Origin of the sequence: Nitrosomonas sp. Is35, assembly GCF_033063295.1 — a bacterium.
Classification (GTDB): domain Bacteria; phylum Pseudomonadota; class Gammaproteobacteria; order Burkholderiales; family Nitrosomonadaceae; genus Nitrosomonas.
Genome location: NZ_JAWJZH010000001.1, coordinates 1,330,634 through 1,354,517, shown reverse-complemented (window position 1 = coordinate 1,354,517; position 23,884 = coordinate 1,330,634). Strand labels below are relative to the sequence as shown.

Sequence of the window (23,884 nt, the reverse complement as noted above, 5' to 3'; positions counted from 1 at the left end):
TTTACAAAAAAGAGAGTGAAAATTTAACAAATAAATTTAAAAATCATAATATTATACAACTATCTTCAAGATAATTATTAAGAATCATTCGCGAATATTCGACTGACTATTGAATTCTTGCAGTAAAACTACCGGTTTTGGTTGCCATCCTTTTTTCCGGTGATCGACGATAACATTGGTAAAAATACCGCCGCGCACATAGAAACGTGCAGTTAGCCGGATATAGCGAGGCTTTAAAACAGCGACGAGATCGTCGAGAATTTTATTCGTTACGGCTTCATGAAACACCCCTTCATTCCGGTACGACCAGATATAGAGTTTCAAGCTTTTAAGCTCGACGCATTTTTTGTCTGGAATATAATCCAAAATTAAAGTGGCGAAATCGGGTTGTCCCGTTTTCGGGCACAAACAGGTGAATTCAGGAATCTCCATATGAATATGGTAATCCCTGCTGGTAAACGGATTCGGGAAGGTCTCAAGTGTTTTTTCAGGTTTGCTGGTCATTCTTCATGCTCGTAGTTAAATTAATTCGGTTACAGTGATAAAATGTGTCATGCGCTTTATTTATTATAACTGCCTTACCCAATAAACAAAAAATTGCGCCTAGCTCATATCAAGCTCGCCGGCTTCAAATCATTCATCGATCCCACTGTAGTTCCCGTTTCGCAAGATCTGGTTGGTATCGTCGGCCCTAATGGTTGCGGTAAGTCGAACATCATCGACGCCGTAAGATGGGTGCTGGGAGAATCGAAAGCGTCCGCTTTGCGGGGCGATTCGATGCAGGATGTCATTTTTTCTGGGTCGGATAACCGCAAAGCGGTTGGCCGCGCCAGTGTGGAAATCGTCTTTGACAACCACCTCAATAAAATTACCGGACAATGGTCCAGCTACGCCGAGATCGCCATCAAACGTGTCATTCAACGCGATGGCAATTCAAGTTATTACATCAATAATCTGCCCGTGCGGCGCCGGGATATTGCCGATCTCTTTCTGGGAACGGGTGTCGGAGGCCGGGGTTATGCCATTATCGAACAGGGCATGATTTCCCGCATTATTGAAGCCAAGCCGCAGGAATTAAGAAACTTCCTCGAAGAGGCCGCAGGAATTTCCCAGTATCGTGAAAGAAGGCACGAAACGTCCACCCGGCTTGCTGAATCGAGAAAAAATCTTACCCGCTTGGAAGATATTTGCCAGGAATTGGGCGCACAGCTGCAGCATCTGGAAGTACAAGCAAAAATCGCGCAACAATACAAACAATTGCAGGAAAATCTGCACCACTCGCAATCCCTGCTATGGCTGTTGCGTAGAACCGAGGCGCAAAAACAGCAGCAGCGTGCGGAACAAGACATTCAGAAGCTGGCAGCCGAATTGGAAACTGTACTTGCAAGTCAGCAGCAAGCGGAAAAAGACTATGAAACAGCACGCGCCCAAGAACATGCTGTTAACGACCAATTGCTCCAGGCACAGGGGCAATTGTATACGGCTGATGCCGAAATTGGACGTTTGACGCAAGAAATCAATCATCTAAACAGCACGCATGATCGCCTGCTGCAACAAACGCAACAAGTTGAAAATCAACTGCAAAAAAATAATCAGTTGAAATCTAGCAAACTGGAAAATCTGGCGCATTGGCAGCAGGAAAAAATAAAAATTGAATCAGCGCAACAAGATAGCATTCAAAAATGTCATGAAGAAAACGGCAAACTCCCGGCCATTGAGGCAAATTTTCATGCTTGTCAGGAAAAATTAAACCAGCTCCGGCAGGATTTACTGCTCGTCGAACAAACCAGCCGCCTGGAAGACAATCAACTCGTTCATGCGGCAAAAAATATTCAGCAGCTTGAAGCGCGCCATACCCGCCTATTGCAAGAGCAAAGCGAATTTGTGCTCATTGATCCTAACCAATTGACGCAATTGCAGCATCAGATCGATGACACTGAAAATAGACTAAAAGAAGAACAACTGAAGCATCAGAAAATCGAAACACAATTTTCGGCAATAACCCAATCTAAACAGCATATTGTCAGAACAATTCAAGAACTGCAGCAGACATTGTCGCAAGCATCGGCCCGTTATACGGCATTGCAAAATCTGCAGCAGAAACTGGAAAACAACCAAAGCTTAATCGCTTGGCTTCATCAACGGCAGCTGAATACGCTGCCGCGTTTATGGCAGAAAATCAGCATAGCGCCGGAGTGGGAAAACGCATTGGAAGCGATTCTGCGCGAACGGCTTAACAGTATTGAGATTGAGCAGCTGGATAGTATCCTCGATTGGATCGACGGCGTGCCGCAGGGGAAATGGTCGCTGCATGAAAAATCCGCCATCGCCGGTGATTTATCGTCCAATGACACTCACAACCACACAGGTCAAAAATTACTCTCCTGCATCACGGTCAATCAGCCTGAAATCCAATCTGTACTGGACCATTGGTTAAAAAATGTATATATCGCCGGCGATATTCAAGAAGGTCTCAGCAACAGGAATTCTCTGAGCTCCGGCGATCTGCTCGTTACCCGCCAGGGGCACATCCTGACCCGCACCAGTATCACTTTTTATGCACCCGATTCGCAATTGCATGGGGTTTTATCAAGACAGCAAGAGCTCATTCAAATACAAAAAGAAATCGATCAGCTCGAACCCGCCCTGCGCATGCAACGCGATCTGCTGGCCAAAACCGAGCAGCAGTCCGCCGAACTGAACAATGCCATTCAAACGATTGATAAAAACAGTAAGCAATTGCAGCAGCAGCGGCATGCATTACAGCTGGATGCGGTCAAATTGTCACAAGCCAGCGAACGCGCAACGCACCGTCATAACCAGATCAATGCTGAGTTGATGGAAATCGGGCAAGCCTTGGAACACGAGTACGCGCTGCAAAAATCCGCAACCATCAATTTGCAGGAAAATCAGCAAAAAATTGCCGCGCTCAAGGAGCAAACGCAACAAGCACAGCTCGCCTGGGAAACGGCCAATCAGCAACTTGCATGGCAGCGGCAAAACATCCAGCAATCGACCCGCGCGATGCAAGAAGCAGCGTTTCAGGCGCAAACTTGCCAGAACAAAATCATGGAAATCGAGTCGAGCATCCAGTCGCTGGATGAAGAACTGCAACATTTAACGCAAAACCAAGCTAACTTGCTCAGCGAAATGGATGCGCTGAATGTTGCTCCACTCACCGGCCGCTTAGACGCCGCCCGCACACAGCGCAAATCGATTGAACAAACCGCATTGCAAGCACGGCAAGCCGTTGAGGATACCATCAACCATTTACGGCGCATCGAAGAAGCCCGGATGGCATCGGAGCAAAAATCGCATGCGCTGCGCGAAGCCATGAATCAAGCCAGGCTCAAGGAACAAGCGGCGAGTATCGCCATGGGCCAATTTGATGAATTGATCCAAGACGCTCATGTTGATACCGGATTGTTATTACCTTTAATTGCCAAAAAAAGTGTTACCGGGCTGCATTCTGAGATCGAAAAACTAAATGCGGAAATTGCTGCGCTGGGAGCCGTGAATCTTGCCGCATTGGAGGAGCTCGAGAATGGCCGGAGCAGAGAATCCAGTTTGCTGATGCAATTACAGGATTTGAATGCAGCCATTGCAACTTTGGAAAGCGCTATCCAGCAAATTGACCGGGAAACCGAATTACGTTTGCAAGACACATTCACTCAAGTAAATACCTATTTAAGCGAGATTTTTCCGGTTATATTCGCCGGTGGGCAAGCCCGGCTCGAATTCTGTGATGATAAAAATTTAGATGCCGGCTTATTGCTGACCGCGCAACCACCGGGGAAAAAAAATAGCTCGATCCAATTATTATCCGGCGGAGAAAAAGCATTGACGGCTTTGGCATTGATTTTCTCCCTATTCCGGCTCAATCCGGCGCCTTTCTGCTTGTTGGATGAGGTGGATGCTCCGCTGGACGACAGCAACACCAGCCGTTTCTGCGAACTGGTGAAAACCATGGCAAAACAAACGCAATTTCTATTCATCAGCCATAATAAAATCACGATGGAAATGGCGCAGCGATTAATTGGAGTTACAATGCAAGAACAAGGGGTATCAAGGATAGTAGCTGTCGACCTTGCTGCGGCGGTACAAATGGGCAAACGCGAAAAACAGCCTGCTATCTAATGACTGTGATTAATCCCATAAAGCTGACATAATTTAATTTTAATACTACACGTAACGGCAATTGTGCGAAATAGCAGGGAAATAATATGGAGATATTGAGTATGAGTGACTTGCAGATAAGCTTGATCATCATCGGCATCATCGTTATTGCCGGTGTCGTTGTCTTCAACTGGTGGCAACAACTGCGTTACCGGCGGAAAATTCAAGCTGCGTTCGATCATAACCACGATGACATTCTGCTCGATGAACAGAATTCCGATGAGCCGTTTCAGCGTATTGAGCCAAAATTCAATAAAGTCCCGGCGGATATTCCGTTTGATACTTTTGCGCCAATCGATACGCCCGCGAGTGAACCGAAAAGACCGCAGGTAGCACCGCCTGCTCCAGCTGCAATCAATATCCCTATCAGCACCGCCACGGCCACACCTTCGTCGGCCGCTTCGCCGCTATTGGATTACGACGGCAATTCAAATTACATCGTCAATATCCGCTCCGAGTCCGTTATCCCCAATACCCATATCGCGAAGTTACTGCAACGGAAATTCGATTTCGGCAAAACGGTATACTGGCTCGGCCAACAAGATAAAAATGAACCATGGGAGGAGATTACCAATGAATCCAATGTCGATAGCGACGGTTACAGCCATTTAAAAGGCTGCTTGCAGCTTGCCGATAGAGCGGGGCCGATCAGCGAAGTCAATTTATCCAAATTCCGCGATCTGGTGCAAGATTTCGCAGCGCAAGTTCATGCCACAGCAGAATGCCCGGATATCGTCAGTGCACACGAAAAAGCTGTTCAACTGGACAAATTCTGCGCCGATGTGGATGTCATGATCGGCATTAACATCATCAGCAAGGACAACGGCGCGTTTGTCGGCACCAAGATTCGCGCGTTGGCCGAAGCTTCCGCATTTAAACTGGAATCGGAGGGATTATTCAAGTATCGCGATGAGAGTAATAACGTATTGTTCATATTGAGCAATTATGAATCTCCTCCGTTCTTGCCAGAAAACATGAAATCGTTAACAACGCATGGCGTTACTTTCTTATTGGATGTACCCAGAGTCGCGCAAGGAGAAAGAGTATTCGATCAGATGACGCATCTAGCGAAGATTTTCTCTAATACACTGGGCGGAATCATGGTTGACGATAACCGTGTCCCGCTGAGTGACAGTGGGATTCAAAGAAGCAAGCAACAGCTCATCGAAATACAAACCGCAATGAAAAAGAATCATATCAACGCTGGCAGTCCGAGCGCTTTGCGGTTATTTGTATAAATATTTTTAATAAAAAATTAAAGTTAAATCTGTGAGCATCCGTAATCGCTAGAACAACTGTCAATTGTTTCAATAAATAGCATTAACAATAGATAGTTAGCCGATATAGTTCAGCGATAATTGTAGAATGATAGCTATAATAATGATAAATATTATAATTTAGTGATAAGACCTACTGAATACCTAGAATCACTACCAGACAATTATTAAATAACTTATTGATAAAAAGATAAAATGGATAATACCTCGAACACAAACCAACCTTTTTCACCAATCGAAGTCAAACTGGAATCCGGAAAAGATTATTATTGGTGTACGTGCGGCCGCAGCAAATCCCAGCCTTTTTGCGACGGTTCGCATAAAAATACAGAATTTACACCCCAAAAATTTAGTGTGAGCGAAGATAAAACTGCATGGTTATGTACCTGCAAAAAAACCGGTAATGCTCCTTTTTGTGATGGCACACATCGCAAACTATAAGTACCGGTAAATAAAGTCTCTATAAAAAAACAACAACAAAAATAATAATATTTCAGTGAATACCCGGGCACAGCATAAGAATTGTAGATTTGGTTACCCATTAACCCTTTTAATAGTTCATAAATTAGTGCCCCATGGAAACAGAACTGAAATCCTTAGAAAATAAAGTTTTTCTACTTTTACGCTTGTATCAAGATACCAGCACTGAAAATAAAAAACTGCGCGAAGAACTTGCGGACTCACATGCGCATTGCGAGAAATTAAATGAGAAAATACATGTCACGGCGGATCGGCTTGAAACACTTTTGTTAAACATACCCGATAATGAATAATGAACCGCTAAACCTCAACATCATGGGACGGGATTTTTGTATTGCCTGCCCCGATGAAGAGCGTGAGGAAATTCTGCTTGCCGCAGCTTATCTTGATAAAAAAATTCAAGAAATCAGAGCAGAAGGAAAGATTGTTGACTCTGATCGCATCGCACTTATCGCAGCGTTGCAGATTGCGCATGAACTGCTGATGTTGCGTAATGGAACTGGTTTTGACATCGATGAATTTCGGCGTAGAATTGTTTCATTAAGAAAGAAAGTAGATGAAGTTCTGACCGATAAAGAAAGTTAGCATAGTGAAGAGTTACAGTTGTAAATAAGGTTAATCCCTGCGGTGTTCGTTTAGACTTATATTCTTTGAACCATTTTTAGAAAATGGTTGTGGATTACAGTGATACTGTTGTGCGCGTCCTTTCGGGATGTTCCTGATGTATCCATGAAGCAACCACCTTGGACCCTATGGTTCAAGATGACGGTCTGACGGCATATGTGGGGAGCTATTGCAGGACAAGAGATATTTCAAACATCTCTTGTCCTTTTTAGTTTTTTCTTCCCGCGATGACTACACACGCAATTCCATTGATGCAGCAAAGCAGCAGAAATCCTCCCTTCCGCACGAAAACATTCTTATTCGATATCGGCCGCGTATTGCTGGATTTTGATTTTGAATCGTCGCTGGCGCGGCTGATTCCATCAGGAACCGATGACGCGCACGAACGGATTCACTCGGTGCTGCACCGCAAAGACGCATTGGAAAGCGGACAAATCGATCCTGCCGGTTTTGCAGATTGGGCGTTGAGCGTCTTGGGGAGTGATGCAACCCGGGAGCAGTTTTACCAGGCCTGGCAACAAATCTTCACTCCCAATGCATCCATGTGGCATTGTGTCCGTCAACTGGCCGCTGATAACCACAATTTGATTCTGATTTCAAATATTAATGCGATTCATTGTCCGTGGATATTTACCGCCTACCCTGAGTTCGCTCTCTTTGAACACAGAATATTGTCATTTGAAGCCGGTATTTTGAAACCGGAATTGGCCATTTATCACTATGCGATCAACACATACCGGCTGGATCCAGCCGAGACGATTTATATTGACGATCAGCCGCAAAATATCGCGGCCGGCCAGCAAATGGGATTCCTCTGCTGGCAATATGATCTGAATCATCATCAGGCATTCGAGGCTTGGCTTCAAAAAACGCTAGCTGCCGGTTAAACAAGAACATCGTGGCAAAACCTTTCATGAAACTAAATTTTCTCTGCCAGAAAATGCTCGACCATCGCCTGTTTATAGTCTATTTGCCCGAACGACACATCCTTTAATTCACCTTTACGGTCGAACAAAATGCACGATGGCGTTCCTTGCAACGCAAAGCGCTCGAAAGTTTCCGCGCGCATCGATTTCTGCGTCATATAATGGTTGACTTGCTGCAACACGGTTTTCTTCTGTTCATCGCTGAACTTGTCGAAATCGGGTAAAAAATTTTGTGCATAATGCAGCACGCGTTCATCGGTCACCGGTTCGGTTTCCACCACAACCCGATCCATACCCACCGCAAACGGTATTTTCCACGTCAACTTACCGTCCGATAATAAACCGTATTGATTGAGCGCCTTATAGGTTTCACCGATCACTTCACCGGTCGCGATTAACTTTTGTAAATTCTCTAGCGTATTCTTATCGTAATCTTCAAATGCAGTGGCCAAGCCGATCACAGTCAAACCCTGCGCGTGATACCGCTCATGCAAATCAACCGCTCGGGGTAGCGAGTAAATAAAACAACCCGGGCAATTGACCTGAAAAACTTCGATTAAGACCACCGAACCGGTCAGTTCGTTAAGCGAAAGTGGACCGCCTTGTACCCAGGTATCCACCGCAATATCAGAAAGTGTGTGATTATTCATAGTGTAAGTCGTCAGAATGCAGAAAAGTTTTGGAATATACTACAGAAGCTGGCCGTTAGCGTGCAGAATTTTCATCAAAAATAAAACTGGCGGAAAGTCATCCATTATAATGAGCCGCTGATGACAAAGTTGCCTGTAAAAATCGCCCCTCATGTAAAAAATGCGCTACTGGTTAATGAAATCTGAACCGGATGAATTCAGTATCGATGATTTTGCCGCACGGCCGGATCAAACGATAGCCTGGGAAGGCGTGCGTAATTATCAGTCGCGCAATTTCATGCGCAACCAGATGGCGGTGGGCGATCAAGTGTTTTTCTATCACTCCTGCTGCAAAGACCCCGGTATCATGGGCATAGCGGTTGTCAGCAAACCGGCGTATCCGGATGCCACGCAATTTAATCCGGCCAGCAAGTATTTCGATCCTAAAGCAACGCAAGACAATCCGCGCTGGTTTAATGTCGACATCATGCTATTGCACAGAACGCGTCTGATCCCGATCAGGGAATTAAGGCAATATCCGCAACTAAGCAGAATGCGCGTGTTGCAAACGGGTAACCGTTTATCGATCACACCGGTCGATCCATCCGAGTGGCAATTTATCTTGCAGTATCTGTAGCACAATCCAATTATTTTTATCAGGCTTACATTATGGAATGGTGGTTGATTTATCTGTTAACCGGAGCATTTGTGGGATTCTTTGCCGGGCTACTCGGCATTGGCGGCGGTCTGATCATCGTTCCCGTACTTATCTCACTGTTCACTGCGCAGGACTTTCCCGCCGACCGCATCATCCATTTTGCGCTGGGCACCACGATGGCCACCATCATTTTCACCTCCGCCGTTAGCTTACGCACACACCACCAGCATGGCGCCGTAAACTGGCCCATCGTAAAGCATATTACCCCGGGTATTTTTCTCGGTACTTTTGGCGGCGCGACCCTGGCCGGGTCAATGACAGGTCAACTGCTGAGTGTTATTTTTGTCGTTTTCATTTTTTACGCCGCCACGCAAATGCTGCTGCAATTCCGCCCCAGCCCCCTATTTCAACTCCCAGGGAGATTCGGCCTGTTTCTCGCCGGTAATGTCATCGGCGCCCTATCCAGCTTGGTTGCAATCGGCGGCGGATTGTTGTCCGTGCCATTCCTGACGCTATGCAACGTCAAACTGCAACACGCTATCGGCACCGCCGCTGCCATCGGTTTTCCTATTGCCTTGGCCGGCACGGCCGGTTATATCGTGAATGGTTTCTTACAATCGGAAACGCTGCCCGATTTCAGCTTAGGCTATGTTTATTTACCCGCATTAGCCTGGCTGGTGTCGGCCAGCATGCTGACAGCGCCGCTCGGAGCAAAACTCACGCATTCCACCAAAACCGCCACGCTCAGAACAATCTTTGTTATTTTGCTCTATGGCTTGGGTATCAGAATGTTAATTACTATCCTATAAATCCGGCTGGCAACAAGCCAATTTCAAACTCAAAACGATCCAGCGGGTATTTAAGTGCGCCAAATCGCAATTTATCAGTGACTATTCTTCGTAACGTGGTATAGTTTTGTTGTGACAAAAAAGTAAGAGTTGTATTTATTAACTTTAGGGAAAAGCTACAAATGAAATTTTCAGCACTTTTTGTTGTAACACTTTTAGCATTATCGTTAGTGGCATGTGGAAAACCTACAGCGCCAGAAAGCGCAAGTTCAGATAACTATGGCACCACTCATGAAGGTAAACCAGCGGAAGGCCGTAACGAACTTCCAGGTAAATAATAGTTAATTTTTAACTATTCATCCGTTTCACTGTTTATTGTTGTTGAGTAATACCCTGTAGGATCGACATTGCTCCTACAGGAGCCTTCAAAAAATCCCCCGAACTACCCCATAAATTCCTTTAGTACTCGATATTGGCCGCTTCACGCCCTCTTTGCTCATCGACGGTTGCGAGCATCGCAAGGCCGAGAACAAAAAACGCCAACGTGCTGAGCAACGCGATGCGGTGATCTCCGGCAAACAAATAAACCATTGCACCATACGTCAGCGGGCCGATCATCGCGGATAGTTTGGTCGCCAGCCCCCATAAACCGAAAAACTCGCCTTGCCGTCCGGCTGGCGTGAATTGCCCAACCAGCGCCCTGCCCGCCGATTGCGCGCCACCCAAGGCCGTGCCGATCAAATTGGCAGCGACCCAAAACAGCCATTCGTCCGTCGCAAAATACGCGCAGCCAATCGCCGCAATCCAGATGACCAGCGTGATCGCGATACAGCGCAGCGAGCCGATGCGATCCTGCAGATGGCCGAACAGAAAAGCGCCCATCGCCGCCGTCACGTTCACCATCATGATCAAAATAATCGTATCTTTGGTTTGAAACCCCATCACTTCCTGCGCATATACCGCCGCCAGCACGATCACGATATGAATACCGGCATAGTACGTGGTCAATGCCAACAGAAAACGGAACAAATCGGTATGCAGACGGGCCTGACGCAACGTAGCGCGCAAACGGCTAAACCCTTGCCGCACGATATGGCTGCTGTCGAACGATTCCGTGACCGTGGCGCGCTCGCGCAGCCACAGCAGCGTCGGCAGCGCGGCCAGTGCAAACAACGCCGCCACGATCAGATTGGTCACCGGCACATACTGCACGGCTTCGATGTCCTGCTTTTCGGCGTACGTGACATAAGCCAGACACAACGCCAACGTCAACAAACCGCCAAAATATCCCAGCGCCCAGCCATAACCGGAAAGCCGCCCGATCGTCTCCGGTGTGCTGATTTCCGGCAAAAAAGCCGCGATCAGATTCTCGCCGCTGGCAAACATAAACGTCGCCAGAATAACCAGCACAACCGCCAGTGCAATATCGCCCGGCCCGGCAAAATACAACAATGCGGTAAACACCACGCAACCGATGGTGGTGACCGTCAGAAAGCGTTTCTTAGCGCCGGAATAATCGGCAATCGCGCCCACCACCGGCGCGCTGATTAAAACAAGCGCATTCGCTGCCGCCATCGCCAGCGTCCACAACAACGTGGCATCGCCGCTCCCCTGCTCAGCGGCAATCACGCCAACAAAAAAAGCGTTGAAAATGGCGGTCAGAATGACGGTGGTATAGCCGGAGTTGGCGAAATCGTACATGCACCACGCAAAACGTTCGCGGCGCGTGACCGGTTCGGAGGTATTGGAAGAAGAAGCCATCAGGCGCTATTTGCCGGTCATCTTTTCCGGCACCACCCAGGCATCGAACTGCTCTGCTGTGACGTAACCGGTCGCAATCGCGGCGGCTTTCAATGTCGTGCCTTCGCGGTGCGCTTTCTTCGCAATCTCGGCGGCTTTGTCGTAGCCGATATGGGGATTCAATGCAGTCACCAGCATCAGCGAATTGTGCATCAGCGCGTCGATACGCTCGCGATTGGCTTCGATGCCGGTGGCGCAATGGTCGTTGAAGCTGACCATCGCATCGGCCAGCAAGCGCACGCTTTGCAGGAAATTATGAATGATCAGCGGTTTCATCACGTTCAGCTCGAAATTCCCCAGCGCACCACCCATGTTGATCGCCACATCGTTGCCCATCACTTGGCAGCACACCATCGTCATCGCTTCCGATTGCGTCGGGTTCACTTTACCCGGCATGATCGAACTGCCCGGCTCATTCTCGGGAATGCGCAATTCGCCGATGCCGCAGCGCGGCCCGGATGCCAGCCAGCGGATATCGTTGGCAATTTTCATCAGTGACGCGGCCAATGTTTTCAACGCGCCGTGCGCGTGCACCAAGGCATCGTTGCTTGCTAATGCTTCAAACTTGTTCGGTGCAGTGACAAAAGGAAGTCCGCTCAGCCGCGACAATTCCGCCGCCACACGTGTCGCAAACTCCGGATGCGCATTCAATCCGGTTCCAACCGCCGTGCCACCAAGCGCCAGTTCGCACACATGCCCCATCGATGCTTGCACATGCCGCAAGCCGTGATCCAATTGCGCCACATAACCGGAAAATTCCTGCCCCAAGGTGAGTGGCGTCGCATCCTGCAAATGCGTGCGGCCGATTTTGACGATGGATTCGAACGCTTGCGCCTTGGCCGCCAAGGTTTCACGCAATAATTGAAGCGCCGGAATCAAGCGATGCTGCAATTCCTGCACGGCAGCGACGTGCATCGCGGTGGGAAACACATCGTTGGACGATTGCCCTTTGTTGACGTCGTCGTTGGGGTGCACTTTGCGATCCGCGCCGCGCCCGCCGCCGAGAATTTCCGAAGCGCGGTTCGCCAGCACTTCGTTGACATTCATGTTGGTTTGGGTGCCGGAACCGGTTTGCCACACCACCAGCGGAAACTGATCGTCGAAATGACCGGCGGTCACTTCGTCGGCCGCCTCGATGATCGCCGCCGCGCTGGCCGCATTGAGCAACCCCAAATCGTGATTGACCTTGGCGGCAGCGCGCTTGACCCTAGCCAGCGCATGAATCAGCGCCACCGGCATACGCTCGCCGGAAATCTTGAAATTCTGCAACGAGCGCTGCGTTTGCGCGCCCCACAGCGCTGCGGCGGGCACCTCGACCACGCCCATGGTGTCGCGTTCTTCACGGGTTTGCATAGATAGTTACCTCATCAAATTAGATCATTGAATAAATTGCGGTTCTGGTTTACCAACGCATCGCTGAATTACCATGAGTTTATCATTCCAACAGTTAAGGAAACGCTGATTAATTGATTGCACGAGCGAATCACTTCGTTGCGCGGTACTCGCATCCTCGCCTATCTTGTTGATAGGTCTTGGCTGCTTCGCTCCGTGCGCCTCGTGCTTCCTCTCGTTCGCCGAATTAATCAGCATTTCTTTAAGAACGGGCAAATAGCAGGAGTGGCTTTATATCGTGATTGTCAGCGGCACGTAAGGCTTCAATATAGCGAGCGCGGGTTTCTCCGGCATCGACCAGATTTGCACGCCCCCATGTGAATGGCTCCTGTTCAAGCTGCTGGGCGAGAAGATCGCCGATAAGACGCGAAATGCGTCCGTTTCCGTTGGGAAACGGATGGATTGCAACAAGGCGGTGACTAAATCGCACCGCAATTTCATCCGGCGGATAGGTTTTATGTTCGATCCAGTAACAAGCATCGTCAATCGCTTGATGCATATCCATTGTGATCCGATAGGCATCGACACCAATGTTGCGGGCTGAGGTGCGATATTGCCCTGCCCAACGCCACACATCCCCAAACATGCGCTTATGCAATTGGCGCAAGAAATTTTGCTCCAGCACATCCCGTTTCTTGCGTGCGGTAGCCCAGCGCAACGCCTCACCGATGTTGATTTGCTCCGCTTCGTTGAGTTCGTGCCGCAACGTGATATAGGCAGGAATAAGCTGTTCACGCTCTTCGTCTGTAAGTGGAGTATTCGCATCATCGTCCTCGATAAATAAAGGATCTGACATGACAATGCTACTTATCCTCCCATAACCCTTTTAGTGAGCCTGATAGAATCAGTTCGACCATGCGCCGCTGTTCATCGTCGAGATCGGATTTGAGCAAAGCTTGGTTTTCCAGTCGCATGGTGTGATCGAGCCGGGCAATGTCTTTGCGCGTTTTCTGAATGGCACGCTCACGCAGAATATCATCGAGCGGTTTTGCCGGCACGAAAGCATACACAAAGGTACAGTTCATTGCCTCGGCGGCTTCACGCAAGGTCTTGATCGTAGTTGCTCCAGTCACTTCCGCTTTTTCGATCACCGGAATACGTGAAGGGGAAGCATCCATACGCGCGGCAAGCTGGCGGGCAGTCATGCCAAGTGCTTCACGAATGGCTTTTATCCATCCTCGCGGCGGCGCAACAACCCCTGCTTCACGCAAGGGTGCGAGACGTCTTTCCAATTGCTTTCTAGCTAGCGATGCTTGGTTTTTGTTCATATTAATATATCCATATTATCGATCATATTAGTACATAAATATGAGCATATCAATAATTAATTAACATTCATATATGAACAAAAATATCGAAGGGGACAGATTCGTTTGTTAGTGAAGATTGCAAAATCCATCAAGACAAGACTATAAATGGAATGAATTGGGGAAATTGGTTGACCAGGATTGCGATTTTGTTTAACTCCAAACGCGCCCTTTAATACGCGAGCTGATCCAAGGTAATACCCATAGCCGCTGCGGCTTTCTCAAGGGTTGCCTTGCGCGGGCGTTTGGCAGCTTCTATCTGTGCGTAACCGGCTTGCGTAATCCCCATGCGTTTAGCCATTTCCTCTTGCGTCAGCATCAGGTATTCGCGCCAGGCGGCGAGCATACTGACTTCATTCATGATGCGTTTACCAACAACCTCGTTGGGGATCATGCCCGGGCGTACCACGCCGGGAAGTTTGACAAACTCGGCATAAGGCACGACGACAAAAGCCGGTTTTCCGGTGCTATCCAGGATGGTTTGGTAATTAATAAGTGCACTCATCGCGATTTTCACCTCCTCAATATCAATAATTCCGTTTCCAAATCAAACATGACGCGAAAGCTATCCGAAGGACAGTATGATTAATACGACAAGGATAGTTGACAAACTCATGTTTGATTTAGAAATGGAATAACATGCACGCTGCCGTCAAACTCGAAAAATACCCGATAATCGCCAACTCGCAGCCGGTAGTTATACGCATGATTGGCAAGTTTCTTGACACCTTGGCAATCCGGAAAATAAGCCAGCGACTGAACTTCAGTAAAAATTCTTTTGCGCACAGCGGCAGCCTTGATTTTCTCAACCTGTTTCAGCGCTTTCGGTTTCCAACTGATGTCATTCACACTTATGATTATAAGCCTAAAATAAGTTTTTCAACAAAAATATAAGAATTCAGATCGTTGTAAGAAACTTAATTTCGTGAAATTCTGCAGCGAACGCTACGTTCACGCGCCCCACAATGCTTCGGCGGGCACCTCGACCACACTCATCGTGTCGTGTTCTTCACGGTATTACATAGTTGCATCCGGTAATACGTACATCTTAATACGCTTATTATGCGATTCTTCCCAACTAACTGGGCCACAAAGTTTTGCCCAAACTTCATTAGACTGATGTAATTCAGTGTCGAATACAATCTCCAGAACCCCGCAAAAAGGCGACGATCCCTTTGATTGCAATGTTAGGTATATCCTATATCCGTGGGCCAGATTGAGTGAGGTTGATGTATCTGCTGAGCTTGATAGTTTGCTCCTGTTCCTTGATCTTAATCTCCGCACGAACACTGGATTCTCCCCAAGCCAATTCTTTGAGTTTAAACCGCGACTTTCTATCGGTCACTATCTGGATCGGGTTTGGGTATGAGGGATGAAGGCTATATTTGACGCTCTCGATTCTATCCAAAACCTCATCAGTTGCCTGGATCACAACATGAAAGGTGTACATCGGTCTTTTGTATTCGGCATCTTTCTTCGGATAACGCCAACTGCTGTGGATGAGTGCCAAGTGGCTATCGGTTACGGGGGCGTTACCTTCGGGCGATTTTAGGTTTGACGGAACCGCACCAAATGTAACCCAAGTACTCGTTACTTCAGCCCCAGAATCTATTCGCTTCTCAACCGCTGAAAGCAGTTTGATGAGGCTTCGGCGAAATACAAAAACAACTATCAGAGCGAATGTAGGCCAGATGATCGCTTGAACAAGTGAAATTACCTCCGAAGTTGTCATTCGCGTATCACCTAACGTAGAAGTCACCGATGCTGCGCAGTTTTATCGCGCAGCAATGTTATTTAGCACCACCACTTTCCGATCTCGGCTCTTCAGCCCTATTTACTAATGGTTCATGCCTAGTTGGATTCTTCAGAGCCGTTTCTTGAAGTTCGTTGTTTAGCTTTGCTTGCTCTATACTTTTCTGAAGTAGTGCTTTAGACGCCGAAGAGCTTGAATCGATAGTTCCTTCTAGCGCAGTAACTAGACTGTGAATCTCATTCATATCATCTCTTGCACTAACATGCACTCGAAAAATCCCTAGACCATCAGCTGTTTCAGGCCTAGCAAGCAATGCAATTTGGTTATTCCAACTCTGGCACTTACTTAGCACAAGATGACCCACACCAGCCAAGATAAACTGAATTTCATGGCGCCTCTTTTTTGCCTCGTTAATAACAGCCCACTGATAAACTGCTATGCCACCACTTAGGACACCCACAAGCGTCCCTATCATACCGATCCAAAATGACGCTGATGCACTAATTTCCATTGATTCTCCTTGATCTTCGTCTATTGAGGATTAACGCAATATATCCGACAAAAAATGTTGCATAAACGGATCGCCAACTACTACAACCCTCAATCCCAACTCAACGCCCCGCCCGTTTGATACTCGGTCACGCGCGTTTCAAAGAAATTCTTTTCTTTCTTCAGGTCGATCATTTCCGTCATCCACGGGAACGGGTTATTGGCGTTCGGGTAAGCGCATCCAAACCGATTTGCTGGCAGCGGCGGTTGGCGATGTAGCGCAGGTATTCCTGAACATCGGTGCGTTCATACCGAGCACGCCGCGCGGCATGGTGTTTTCGGCGTAGCGGTATTCCAGCGCCACGGCCTTTTTCATCAGGCGACTTTGTTGTGTTGGGGTTCGTACCTCACCCCAACCTACGAGCTGTTGAGACGATCTGGAACTCAACGACACAAAGCGTATCCACTGGAATGACTGATTAGATCCCAAGTTTGCAGTACCATGATTACTCACTGGTAGTTGGACACGAAATGCGTAGCTCCTTTCGGTTGAAACCTGCATCTTCGAAAAGTGTCTTATATCCCAATGGACATAGCTCATTGGCTTTTTCATAACAAATGTTCCAGCCGGAACCTGCACCACAAGCAATAAGAAACTCGGTTACACCTTCAGGGCGTTTAATTTTTTGAACCGTGGTGCAACCCAAGAGAAACAGAATAGATGTAACTCCAACGAAACAAAGTTTCATGACTTATCGCGACACCTTTGCTTATGCAAGCACACGTAATATATCCAAGAAAAAATGTTGATAAACGGACTGCACCTGTCGCACTCCCCTCAATCCCAACTCAACGCCCCACCCGTTTGATACTCCGTCACGCGTGTCTCAAAGAAATTCTTTTCCTTTTTGAGATCGATCATTTCCGACATCCATGGGAACGGGTTGTTGGCGTTCGGGTACAGCGCGTCCAGGCCGATTTGCTGGCAGCGGCGGTTGGCGATGTAGCGCAGGTATTCCTTGAACATCGGCGCGTTCATGCCGAGCACGCCGCGCGGCATAGTGTCTTCGGCGTAGCGGTATTCCAGCGCCACGGCTTTTTGCATCAATGCGCCGATTTCGTCGCGGAACGCTTTGGTCCACAGCTGCGGATTTTCCATTTTGATCTGGTTGATCACGTCGATGCCGAAATTACAATGCATCGATTCGTCGCGCAGGATGTATTGGTATTGCTCGGCCGCGCCGGTCATTTTGTTTTGCCGTCCCAATGCCAGAATCTGCGTGAAACCGACGTAGAAAAACAGCCCTTCCATGATGCAGGCGAACACGATCAGGCTTTTGAGCAGTTGCTGATCGGTTTCCAATGTGCCGGTTTTGAAGTGCGGATTGGTCAGCGTATCGATGAACGGAATCAGAAATTCGTCCTTGTCGCGGATCGACGGCACTTCGTGGTACGCGTTGAAAATCTCGCCTTCGTCCAGTCCCAGTGATTCGACGATGTACTGATACGCATGGGTATGAATCGCTTCCTCGAATGCCTGACGCAGCAGATACTGGCGGCATTCCGGGTTGGTGATGTGGCGGTAGGTGCCGAGCACGATGTTGTTGGCCGCCAGCGAATCGGCGGTAACAAAGAAACCCAGATTGCGCTTGACCAGACGGCGTTCGTCCTCGGTCAGGCCACTCGGATCTTTCCACAGCGCGATATCGCGGCTCATGCTGATTTCCTGCGGCATCCAGTGGTTGGCGCAAGCACCGAGGTATTTATCCCACGCCCATTTGTACTTGAACGGCACCAATTGATTGACGTCCGCTTTGCAGTTGATGATGGATTTGTCCTCAACTGAAATGCGGCGGTTGGCGCTGCCGGCCACGTCATCCGCGGCCGCCTGATGGCTGGCGGTGCTGTGATCGCGGTCATCTTGCGCCGGTGTTGCCAGCGGCAATTCAAAATCGTGCAAGGCGGTGCGCGGCATGGCGCTGACTGGTGGTGTTTGCGGTTGTTGCGGTTCGTCTTCAAATGTCAGCATGGTGAACTCCTTCTTTTATATTGTTGAAGAAACACTGAGTAATTCGCCGAGCAAGATGAGTTGCAAGGCGGATGGAGCGCAGGAAACGAGACATATCGCAAGATAGGCGAGTTTCCGAGCACCACCCAACGCAGCAAATCGCTTGTGCAGGCAATTAATCGGTGTTTCGAATTATTGGCAAGACTCGCAGCTCTCGTCATCGATCGCGCAGTACTTGATTTCCACCGTGGACACTTCCACCGCAGCTTTGACCACGCCGCCATCGGACGGCACCGCGTTCAGCGATCCGGCGCGCACCGTGGATTTTTCCGCTGCCGTGGCGCCCATCGAACGCAAGTAATACGTGGTTTTAAGACCGCGCAGCCACGCCAGTTTGTAGGTTTCATCCAGTTTCTTGCCGGATACGCCGCCCATGTAAATATTCAGCGATTGCGATTGGTCGATCCATTTCTGCCGCCGCGCGCCCGCTTCGATCAGCCAGAGCGGATCCATTTCAAACGCAGTGGCGTACAAAGCGCGGATATGGTCCGGAATGCGGTCGATTTTGCTGATCGCGCCGTCGAAGTATTTCAAATCCGAAATCATCACTTCGTCCCACAGATTGAGTTTTTTCAGATCGTTGACCAGCGATTTGTTGGCGATGGTGAATTCGCCCGACAAGTTCGATTTGACGTACAGATTCTGATAGGTCGGTTCGATACTGGCGGAAACGCCGACGATGTTGGAAATCGTCGCGGTCGGCGCAATCGCCAGGCAGTTGGAATTACGCATGCCGTACTGCTGGATGCGTGCACGCAATGCGTCCCAATCGAGCGTCGCCGACAAATCCGTTTCGACAAACCCGCCGCGTTCCTGGCGCAGCACTTCCAGCGTGTCGTGTGGCAGAATGCCACGATCCCACAGACTGCCTTTGTAGCTGCTGTAGCAGCCGCGCTCTTGCGCTAATTCGGTCGATGCCCAATACGCCTGATACGCCACCGCTTCCATCGAACGGTCGGCGAATTCCACCGCTTCTTGCGAGCTGTACGGAATGCCCAGTTGATGCAGGCAATCCTGGAATCCCATGATGCCCAGACCGACCGGACGGTGTTTCAGGTTGGCATTGCGTGCTTTGGCGACGGCGTAGAAATTGATGTCGATGACGTTGTCGAGCATGCGCATAGCGATGTGCACGGTGCGTTTCAGTTTGTCCAGATCGAGCGCGCCATCTTTCAGATGCGCGAGCAGATTGACCGAACCGAGATTGCACACAGCGATTTCCTTGTCGTTGGTGTTCAGCGTGATTTCCGTGCACAAGTTGGAGCTGTGCACCACGCCGATATGGTTCTGCGGCGAACGTACGTTGCACGGATCTTTAAAGGTAATCCACGGATGGCCGGTTTCAAACAGCATGCTCAACATCTTGCGCCACAATTGCACGGCGGGAATCTTTTTGTACAGATCCAGCTCGCCGCGCTCGATTTTGGCTTCGTAACCGAGATACGCTTGCTCGAATTGCTGGCCGAATTTCTCGTGCAAATCGGGTGTATCCGACGGCGAGAACAAGGTCCAGTCGCCGCCTTCCATCACGCGTTTCATGAACAGATCGGGAATCCATGTGGCAGTATTCATGTCGTGCGTGCGGCGGCGGTCGTCGCCGGTGTTTTTGCGCAATTCCAGGAATTCCTCGATATCCAGATGCCAGCATTCCAGGTACGCGCACACCGCACCCTTGCGCTTGCCGCCTTGATTGACCGCCACGGCGGTATCGGACACCACTTTCAGGAACGGCACCACGCCTTGCGATTTACCGTTGGTGCCCTTGATGCGCGCGCCCATGGCCCGCACCGGCGTCCAGTCGTTACCCAATCCGCCGGCGTATTTCGCCAGCAATGCGTTTTCCTTGATCGCTTCGTAAATGCCGTCGAGATCGTCCGGCACGGTGGTCAGGTAGCACGATGACAGTTGCGAGCGGCAGGTGCCGGAATTGAACAAGGTCGGCGTCGAACTCATGAAATCGAAACTCGACAACACGTGATAAAACTCGATGGCGCGCGCTTCGCGGTCGATCTCGTTCAACGCCAGACCCATCGCCACGCGCATGAAGAACGCTTGCGGCAGCTCGATGCGACGTTCTTTGATATGCAGGAAATAGCGGTCGTACAACGTTTGCAGTCCGAGATAGTCGAATTGCAAATCGCGCTCGGCGTCCAGCGCGTCGGCCAGACGGCTCAAATCGAATTGCGCCAGGCGTTGATCGAGCAGCTCGGCTTCGATACCGCGTTTGATGAATACCGGGAAATAATCTTTATAGTGCGCCTGCATCGCCTGTTGCGTCACTTCCTCGCCAAGCACTTCGTGACGCACGTTGTTCAGTAACAAGCGCGCGGTGACATAACTGTACGCAGGGTCTTTTTCGATCAGCACGCGCGCCGACAGCACCAGCGATTTGTTGACTTCATCGAACGAGACACCGTCGTACAAATCCTTGACGGTGGCTTTCAGAATCAGCGCAGGATCGACGGTATTGCCCAAACCGGCGCAGGATGATTCGATCAATGCGGATAATTTGGCCACATCCAGCGGCACGCGTTGGCCGTTATCGACGACATACAACGTTTCCGCAGCCGTCTCGGCAGCCGATTTCTGCTTCAGCTTGGCGCGTTCGCGTGCGCGTTCCTCGCGGTACAACACATAAGCGCGCGCCACATCGTGCTGGCCCGAGCGCATCAATGCCAGCTCGACCTGATCCTGAATATCCTCGATATGAAACGTGCCGCTGTCCGGCTGGCGGCGCAGCAAGGCATTGACCACTTCTTCGGTCAGGCTGGCCACGACTTCGCGCACCCGCACCGATGCCGCGCCCTGCCCGCCATCGACGGCAATAAACGCCTTGGTCAGCGCCACCGAAATCTTGCCCGGCTCAAACGCCACCACCGCACCGTTGCGGCGGATGATTTTATGCTGGGAAAAACGGGAATTTTGTACTGGTGTATCCATAAAACTTTGACTTCCGGAAACAGGTTTGAGGTGAGTTTGTTCTGTCGCGAGCTGCATCGGTGATTCCTCCTGACTGATGATTCATCAAAGAAAAATACAAATTTCTGTTGATTCAATGGAATAGCATTATTTGAACAGAACCACAATATCTAGTGGTTGATGGAGAATGCTATGGCACCAATGGTACAACACAAATTATTTTTTGTGCAGAAAAATTTTGCGGATTTTTGTATCGCGGCAGCAAAAAACCGCTAATTTTTTGCTTAAGATTAATTGCTATCAGGAAGTTAAGATTGCATTGACGCGTGATGTAAATTTGCAACGGTTGTTGAAAAATCAGGGACCCGCCGGATTGATGATTGATTCAGCAATCGCAATTTCCGGCTATTCAACAATGCGCTGTCACGAATACCAAAAAAGTTTTATTACAGAAATGTTACAAATTACTGATTGCACATTATTTTTCACCGCGAATGTATAATAAAAATAATTTCAATTTTGCCTGTGAGCTTATGATGAACATCACATCAAATTCGCGATGGAGCGCTCTATGAAGTTGAATACCCCGCTGCGTTACCCCAAAGGAAGAAGCAACATGCTCAGCTTTTTTAAAATAATTTTTGCGCAAAACGATTTACTGGGTGGACATTATGTTGAGCCCTATGCCGGAAGCGCAGGGATCGCACTGAATTTACTCACTCAAGGTTACGTGTCTCATATTCATTTGAACGATGCAAATCCTGCGATATACGCTTTTTGGCACAGCGTCATCAATCAACCGGAAGCGCTTTGTAAAGCTATTCACGATATTAAAATAACAACAGAAGAATGGCAGCGGCAACAAGATATCTTGCGTTCCCCTGAAAATCATAGCGCGCTCGAAGTAGGCTTCTCAATCTTCTTTCTAAATCGGATTAACCGGTTAGGAATTCTATACGGCGATGTTACCGATGGAAAAAGCCAAGGCAAGCGCTGGAAGTTTGATGCCCGCTTTAATAAGCGAGATTTGATTCGCGGCATTGAATGGATTGCGCTGCATCGCTCATGCATTCATTTATATAACCAAGATGCTACCGGCTTAATTAAAACAGTATTACCGTCACTACCGGATAAAACACTCGTTTACTTTGATACTCCCTGTCATACCGAAGAGCGAAGTCTTCATAAAGATCACGATTCTCATCATAATCGAGTGAGTATGGCAAAACTGATCAAGGAAAATGTCATGCAACACTGGATAGTTTCATATCCGAATCACCCCGGAATTGTGGAGATGTACAAAGGTTATCCGGCTATTGTCTATGATATTCCCAGCAATGGACGAAATCGCCTTGAAGATTCTGAAATCATGATTTTCAGTAATCGATTGATCATTCCTGACTGGAAAAATCCATCCAATTTAAAAACCGCTTAAAACTCAACGCACGGTCTTTGCAACAATCCGAGGAAAAAAATCTCGTACCTTTGTCCAAGATAACAAATGGGGGCTTGAACCCCATTTGTTATAGTTAAAACCTAAATTATAGCGATGATTACTTTCTACGGCGCACCATAAATCCCAATAAACCCAGTCCCGCTAACAACATTGCATAGGTCTCCGGTTCTGGGATTGCTGCTACTGCTTGAGGAAGAAAAACAGATCCGCCGAGATCTGCGTCCTTGAAACCAATGACGAAGAACTGATTATCCCCCGCAATGGCTGAAAAATCATTGTCATTGGCTAATATGAGCGTGTGGTAAGTTTCTGCGCCAACGATGACGTCATCGCCAAAAGCTGCGCCTTCCAGCTTGGCCGGGATATTTGCATCCGTAATGCCATTCGCATTGAGTAGCGCTCTAATATCGAGAAACAAACTCTTATCCGGGTGTCCCTGATTGGTCAATAAATTGGCTTCACCGCTCATTTCTCTGATGTCGGTAGCACCATTCAAATCAACCTTCCATAATTGTTTGATCGCTGCTTTTGAACCGTCACCCAGTCCCTTGCCATCCCGTTCAAGAACTAAGAATTCATGATTATTAAGGGCCAGTATTTCACTGCTATTGTAATTCTTAGTACCAATCCGGTTGTCGTAGGCAAATTCGTGCGTTGCGCCAGTAACAATATCAATCGAAACGATGCGGTTGGCTCGTCCGCCGTCACCACCATCCTGCAGCAATGGGCTTTGCATAAAACCGAATAGCGTTGTGCCATCCGGAGAAATAGCGAGCCCTTCCATACCTTTGTTGGCAACCCGGCCAGTGACGTTGCCACTGATCTCTGAAGCACCACTTGAACTTAGGTTAGCAGCAGCCAAATTGTCCGGCAAGGTGAACGATTTGATCCGCTCGCCGGTTTGACGGTCGAATTGATAAACGTAAGGACCATATTCATCGGAGATAAACACACTTTTACCATCGTTTGAGACGCGAATGCCTTCCGGATCGAGTCTTCCATTATTGGAATTGAGTGAGTTGCCCGCTCCAAAATTATCCGAACGGCCGCTGAAATAATTAATTGTTGCTGTGTTTAACGAAAGCGCAGCGCCAGCTGCATAAGTCAAAGGCGTGGTGCTTGAAAGCAGAGTGGTGCTGTTT

23 protein-coding genes, 1 other RNA gene and 1 pseudogene are annotated in these 23,884 nt (G+C 48.6%); 11 read left to right on the top strand and 14 right to left on the bottom strand.

The annotated features are described in order from the left end of the window. Positions 1 to 84: 84 nt before the first annotated feature. Positions 85 to 504: a preQ(1) synthase gene (queF, locus tag R2083_RS06240; protein WP_317537887.1), complete on the bottom strand. Its 420-nt coding sequence runs from the start codon at positions 502 to 504 to the stop codon at positions 85 to 87. Positions 505 to 597: 93 nt separating this feature from the next. On the opposite strand from queF, the gene smc reads away from it, so the two are divergent. From smc to R2083_RS06205, 7 genes are all read left to right on the top strand, one after another. Then, a complete protein-coding gene (gene smc / locus R2083_RS06235; RefSeq protein WP_317537886.1) occupies positions 598 to 4,137 on the top strand; it encodes a chromosome segregation protein SMC in 3,540 nt (1,179 codons plus the stop codon). A gap of 101 nt (positions 4,138 to 4,238) precedes the next feature. Next, entirely contained in the window at positions 4,239 to 5,414 is a 1,176-nt protein-coding gene (locus tag R2083_RS06230) for a cell division protein ZipA C-terminal FtsZ-binding domain-containing protein (protein ID WP_317537885.1), read from the top strand. A 234-nt stretch (positions 5,415 to 5,648) separates the two neighbouring features. Continuing rightward, positions 5,649 to 5,894, top strand: a complete 246-nt coding sequence (locus tag R2083_RS06225) for a CDGSH iron-sulfur domain-containing protein (protein ID WP_317530887.1) — start codon at positions 5,649 to 5,651, stop codon at positions 5,892 to 5,894. A 134-nt stretch (positions 5,895 to 6,028) separates the two neighbouring features. Continuing rightward, positions 6,029 to 6,226: a hypothetical protein gene (locus R2083_RS06220; RefSeq protein ID WP_317530888.1), complete on the top strand. Its 198-nt coding sequence runs from the start codon at positions 6,029 to 6,031 to the stop codon at positions 6,224 to 6,226. After that, positions 6,219 to 6,518 carry a cell division protein ZapA gene (locus tag R2083_RS06215; protein ID WP_317530889.1) on the top strand — a complete coding sequence of 100 codons (300 nt, stop codon included), beginning with the start codon at positions 6,219 to 6,221 and terminating at the stop codon, positions 6,516 to 6,518. The genes R2083_RS06220 and R2083_RS06215 overlap by 8 nt, the downstream gene beginning before the upstream one ends. A gap of 31 nt (positions 6,519 to 6,549) precedes the next feature. After that, a non-coding RNA gene (gene ssrS, locus R2083_RS06210) (6S RNA) lies at positions 6,550 to 6,726 on the top strand. Between the two features lie 58 nt (positions 6,727 to 6,784). Beyond that, positions 6,785 to 7,444 (top strand): HAD family phosphatase, encoded by a 660-nt coding sequence (locus R2083_RS06205; RefSeq protein WP_317537884.1) that lies wholly within the window; start codon positions 6,785 to 6,787, stop codon positions 7,442 to 7,444. A gap of 32 nt (positions 7,445 to 7,476) precedes the next feature. Here R2083_RS06205 and R2083_RS06200 read toward each other — a convergent pair whose 3' ends face one another. Continuing rightward, on the bottom strand, positions 7,477 to 8,133 hold the full coding sequence (locus R2083_RS06200; protein ID WP_317537883.1) for a TlpA family protein disulfide reductase: 657 nt from the start codon (positions 8,131 to 8,133) through the stop codon (positions 7,477 to 7,479). Between the two features lie 160 nt (positions 8,134 to 8,293). Between R2083_RS06200 and R2083_RS06195 the strand changes: the two genes are divergently transcribed. The 3 genes from R2083_RS06195 (at position 8,294) to R2083_RS06185 (ending at position 9,896) form a co-directional block, all read left to right on the top strand. Further along, complete coding sequence (locus R2083_RS06195) at positions 8,294 to 8,749, top strand: EVE domain-containing protein (protein ID WP_317537882.1); 456 nt, start codon at positions 8,294 to 8,296, stop codon at positions 8,747 to 8,749. 32 nt (positions 8,750 to 8,781) lie between these two features. Beyond that, entirely contained in the window at positions 8,782 to 9,579 is a 798-nt protein-coding gene (locus R2083_RS06190) for a sulfite exporter TauE/SafE family protein (RefSeq protein WP_317530893.1), read from the top strand. Between the two features lie 161 nt (positions 9,580 to 9,740). Then, positions 9,741 to 9,896: a hypothetical protein gene (locus R2083_RS06185; protein WP_317530894.1), complete on the top strand. Its 156-nt coding sequence runs from the start codon at positions 9,741 to 9,743 to the stop codon at positions 9,894 to 9,896. 121 nt (positions 9,897 to 10,017) lie between these two features. Here R2083_RS06185 and R2083_RS06180 read toward each other — a convergent pair whose 3' ends face one another. The 11 genes and pseudogenes from R2083_RS06180 to R2083_RS06130 all read right to left on the bottom strand — a co-directional run bounded on the left by R2083_RS06180 (position 10,018) and on the right by R2083_RS06130 (position 21,364). Beyond that, entirely contained in the window at positions 10,018 to 11,319 is a 1,302-nt protein-coding gene (locus tag R2083_RS06180) for an MFS transporter (RefSeq protein WP_317537881.1), read from the bottom strand. Between the two features lie 6 nt (positions 11,320 to 11,325). Further along, positions 11,326 to 12,711 carry a class II fumarate hydratase gene (fumC, locus tag R2083_RS06175; protein WP_317537880.1) on the bottom strand — a complete coding sequence of 462 codons (1,386 nt, stop codon included), beginning with the start codon at positions 12,709 to 12,711 and terminating at the stop codon, positions 11,326 to 11,328. 241 nt (positions 12,712 to 12,952) lie between these two features. After that, positions 12,953 to 13,546, bottom strand: a complete 594-nt coding sequence (locus R2083_RS06170) for a mobile mystery protein B (protein ID WP_317537879.1) — start codon at positions 13,544 to 13,546, stop codon at positions 12,953 to 12,955. Between the two features lie 7 nt (positions 13,547 to 13,553). Beyond that, complete coding sequence (locus R2083_RS06165) at positions 13,554 to 14,018, bottom strand: mobile mystery protein A (RefSeq protein ID WP_107803205.1); 465 nt, start codon at positions 14,016 to 14,018, stop codon at positions 13,554 to 13,556. Between the two features lie 211 nt (positions 14,019 to 14,229). Next, positions 14,230 to 14,562, bottom strand: a complete 333-nt coding sequence (locus R2083_RS06160; RefSeq protein WP_317537878.1) for a helix-turn-helix transcriptional regulator — start codon at positions 14,560 to 14,562, stop codon at positions 14,230 to 14,232. A 107-nt stretch (positions 14,563 to 14,669) separates the two neighbouring features. Then, positions 14,670 to 14,906 (bottom strand): type II toxin-antitoxin system RelE/ParE family toxin, encoded by a 237-nt coding sequence (locus R2083_RS06155; RefSeq protein ID WP_317537877.1) that lies wholly within the window; start codon positions 14,904 to 14,906, stop codon positions 14,670 to 14,672. A gap of 349 nt (positions 14,907 to 15,255) precedes the next feature. Further along, entirely contained in the window at positions 15,256 to 15,789 is a 534-nt protein-coding gene (locus R2083_RS06150) for a pYEATS domain-containing protein (RefSeq protein WP_317537876.1), read from the bottom strand. A gap of 58 nt (positions 15,790 to 15,847) precedes the next feature. Further along, complete coding sequence (locus R2083_RS06145) at positions 15,848 to 16,321, bottom strand: hypothetical protein (protein WP_317537875.1); 474 nt, start codon at positions 16,319 to 16,321, stop codon at positions 15,848 to 15,850. An 89-nt stretch (positions 16,322 to 16,410) separates the two neighbouring features. Further along, positions 16,411 to 16,678: pseudogene (locus R2083_RS06140) on the bottom strand (ribonucleotide-diphosphate reductase subunit beta); the annotation flags it as partial. Between the two features lie 459 nt (positions 16,679 to 17,137). Further along, complete coding sequence (locus R2083_RS06135) at positions 17,138 to 18,328, bottom strand: ribonucleotide-diphosphate reductase subunit beta (protein ID WP_317537874.1); 1,191 nt, start codon at positions 18,326 to 18,328, stop codon at positions 17,138 to 17,140. A gap of 171 nt (positions 18,329 to 18,499) precedes the next feature. Continuing rightward, positions 18,500 to 21,364: a ribonucleoside-diphosphate reductase subunit alpha gene (locus tag R2083_RS06130; protein WP_317537873.1), complete on the bottom strand. Its 2,865-nt coding sequence runs from the start codon at positions 21,362 to 21,364 to the stop codon at positions 18,500 to 18,502. 499 nt (positions 21,365 to 21,863) lie between these two features. Here R2083_RS06130 and R2083_RS06125 point away from each other — a divergent pair, with 499 nt between their 5' ends. Further along, positions 21,864 to 22,721, top strand: coding sequence for a DNA adenine methylase (locus tag R2083_RS06125; protein WP_317537872.1), 858 nt, complete (start codon positions 21,864 to 21,866; stop codon positions 22,719 to 22,721). Between the two features lie 118 nt (positions 22,722 to 22,839). Here the strand turns inward: R2083_RS06125 and R2083_RS06120 are convergent, their stop codons facing one another. Further along, complete coding sequence (locus tag R2083_RS06120; protein ID WP_317537871.1) at positions 22,840 to 23,850, bottom strand: esterase-like activity of phytase family protein; 1,011 nt, start codon at positions 23,848 to 23,850, stop codon at positions 22,840 to 22,842. Between the last annotated feature and the right edge of the window lie 34 nt (positions 23,851 to 23,884).

What these genes read in the sequence shown, in the direction of transcription:
- R2083_RS06170 (WP_317537879.1), bottom strand. Translation starts at nt 13,546, where the DNA reads ATGTCAGATCCTTTATTTATCGAGGACGATGATGCGAATACTCCACTT.
- R2083_RS06185 (WP_317530894.1), top strand. Translation starts at nt 9,741, where the DNA reads ATGAAATTTTCAGCACTTTTTGTTGTAACACTTTTAGCATTATCGTTA.
- R2083_RS06180 (WP_317537881.1), bottom strand. Translation starts at nt 11,319, where the DNA reads ATGGCTTCTTCTTCCAATACCTCCGAACCGGTCACGCGCCGCGAACGT.
- R2083_RS06225 (WP_317530887.1), top strand. Translation starts at nt 5,649, where the DNA reads ATGGATAATACCTCGAACACAAACCAACCTTTTTCACCAATCGAAGTC.
- R2083_RS06195 (WP_317537882.1), top strand. Translation starts at nt 8,294, where the DNA reads ATGCGCTACTGGTTAATGAAATCTGAACCGGATGAATTCAGTATCGAT.
- R2083_RS06135 (WP_317537874.1), bottom strand. Translation starts at nt 18,328, where the DNA reads ATGCTGACATTTGAAGACGAACCGCAACAACCGCAAACACCACCAGTC.
- R2083_RS06200 (WP_317537883.1), bottom strand. Translation starts at nt 8,133, where the DNA reads ATGAATAATCACACACTTTCTGATATTGCGGTGGATACCTGGGTACAA.
- R2083_RS06220 (WP_317530888.1), top strand. Translation starts at nt 6,029, where the DNA reads ATGGAAACAGAACTGAAATCCTTAGAAAATAAAGTTTTTCTACTTTTA.
- R2083_RS06150 (WP_317537876.1), bottom strand. Translation starts at nt 15,789, where the DNA reads ATGACAACTTCGGAGGTAATTTCACTTGTTCAAGCGATCATCTGGCCT.
- R2083_RS06165 (WP_107803205.1), bottom strand. Translation starts at nt 14,018, where the DNA reads ATGAACAAAAACCAAGCATCGCTAGCTAGAAAGCAATTGGAAAGACGT.
- R2083_RS06160 (WP_317537878.1), bottom strand. Translation starts at nt 14,562, where the DNA reads ATGAGTGCACTTATTAATTACCAAACCATCCTGGATAGCACCGGAAAA.
- R2083_RS06215 (WP_317530889.1), top strand. Translation starts at nt 6,219, where the DNA reads ATGAATAATGAACCGCTAAACCTCAACATCATGGGACGGGATTTTTGT.
- queF (WP_317537887.1), bottom strand. Translation starts at nt 504, where the DNA reads ATGACCAGCAAACCTGAAAAAACACTTGAGACCTTCCCGAATCCGTTT.
- R2083_RS06145 (WP_317537875.1), bottom strand. Translation starts at nt 16,321, where the DNA reads ATGGAAATTAGTGCATCAGCGTCATTTTGGATCGGTATGATAGGGACG.
- fumC (WP_317537880.1), bottom strand. Translation starts at nt 12,711, where the DNA reads ATGCAAACCCGTGAAGAACGCGACACCATGGGCGTGGTCGAGGTGCCC.
- R2083_RS06190 (WP_317530893.1), top strand. Translation starts at nt 8,782, where the DNA reads ATGGAATGGTGGTTGATTTATCTGTTAACCGGAGCATTTGTGGGATTC.
- R2083_RS06130 (WP_317537873.1), bottom strand. Translation starts at nt 21,364, where the DNA reads ATGCAGCTCGCGACAGAACAAACTCACCTCAAACCTGTTTCCGGAAGT.
- R2083_RS06230 (WP_317537885.1), top strand. Translation starts at nt 4,239, where the DNA reads ATGAGTGACTTGCAGATAAGCTTGATCATCATCGGCATCATCGTTATT.
- R2083_RS06205 (WP_317537884.1), top strand. Translation starts at nt 6,785, where the DNA reads ATGACTACACACGCAATTCCATTGATGCAGCAAAGCAGCAGAAATCCT.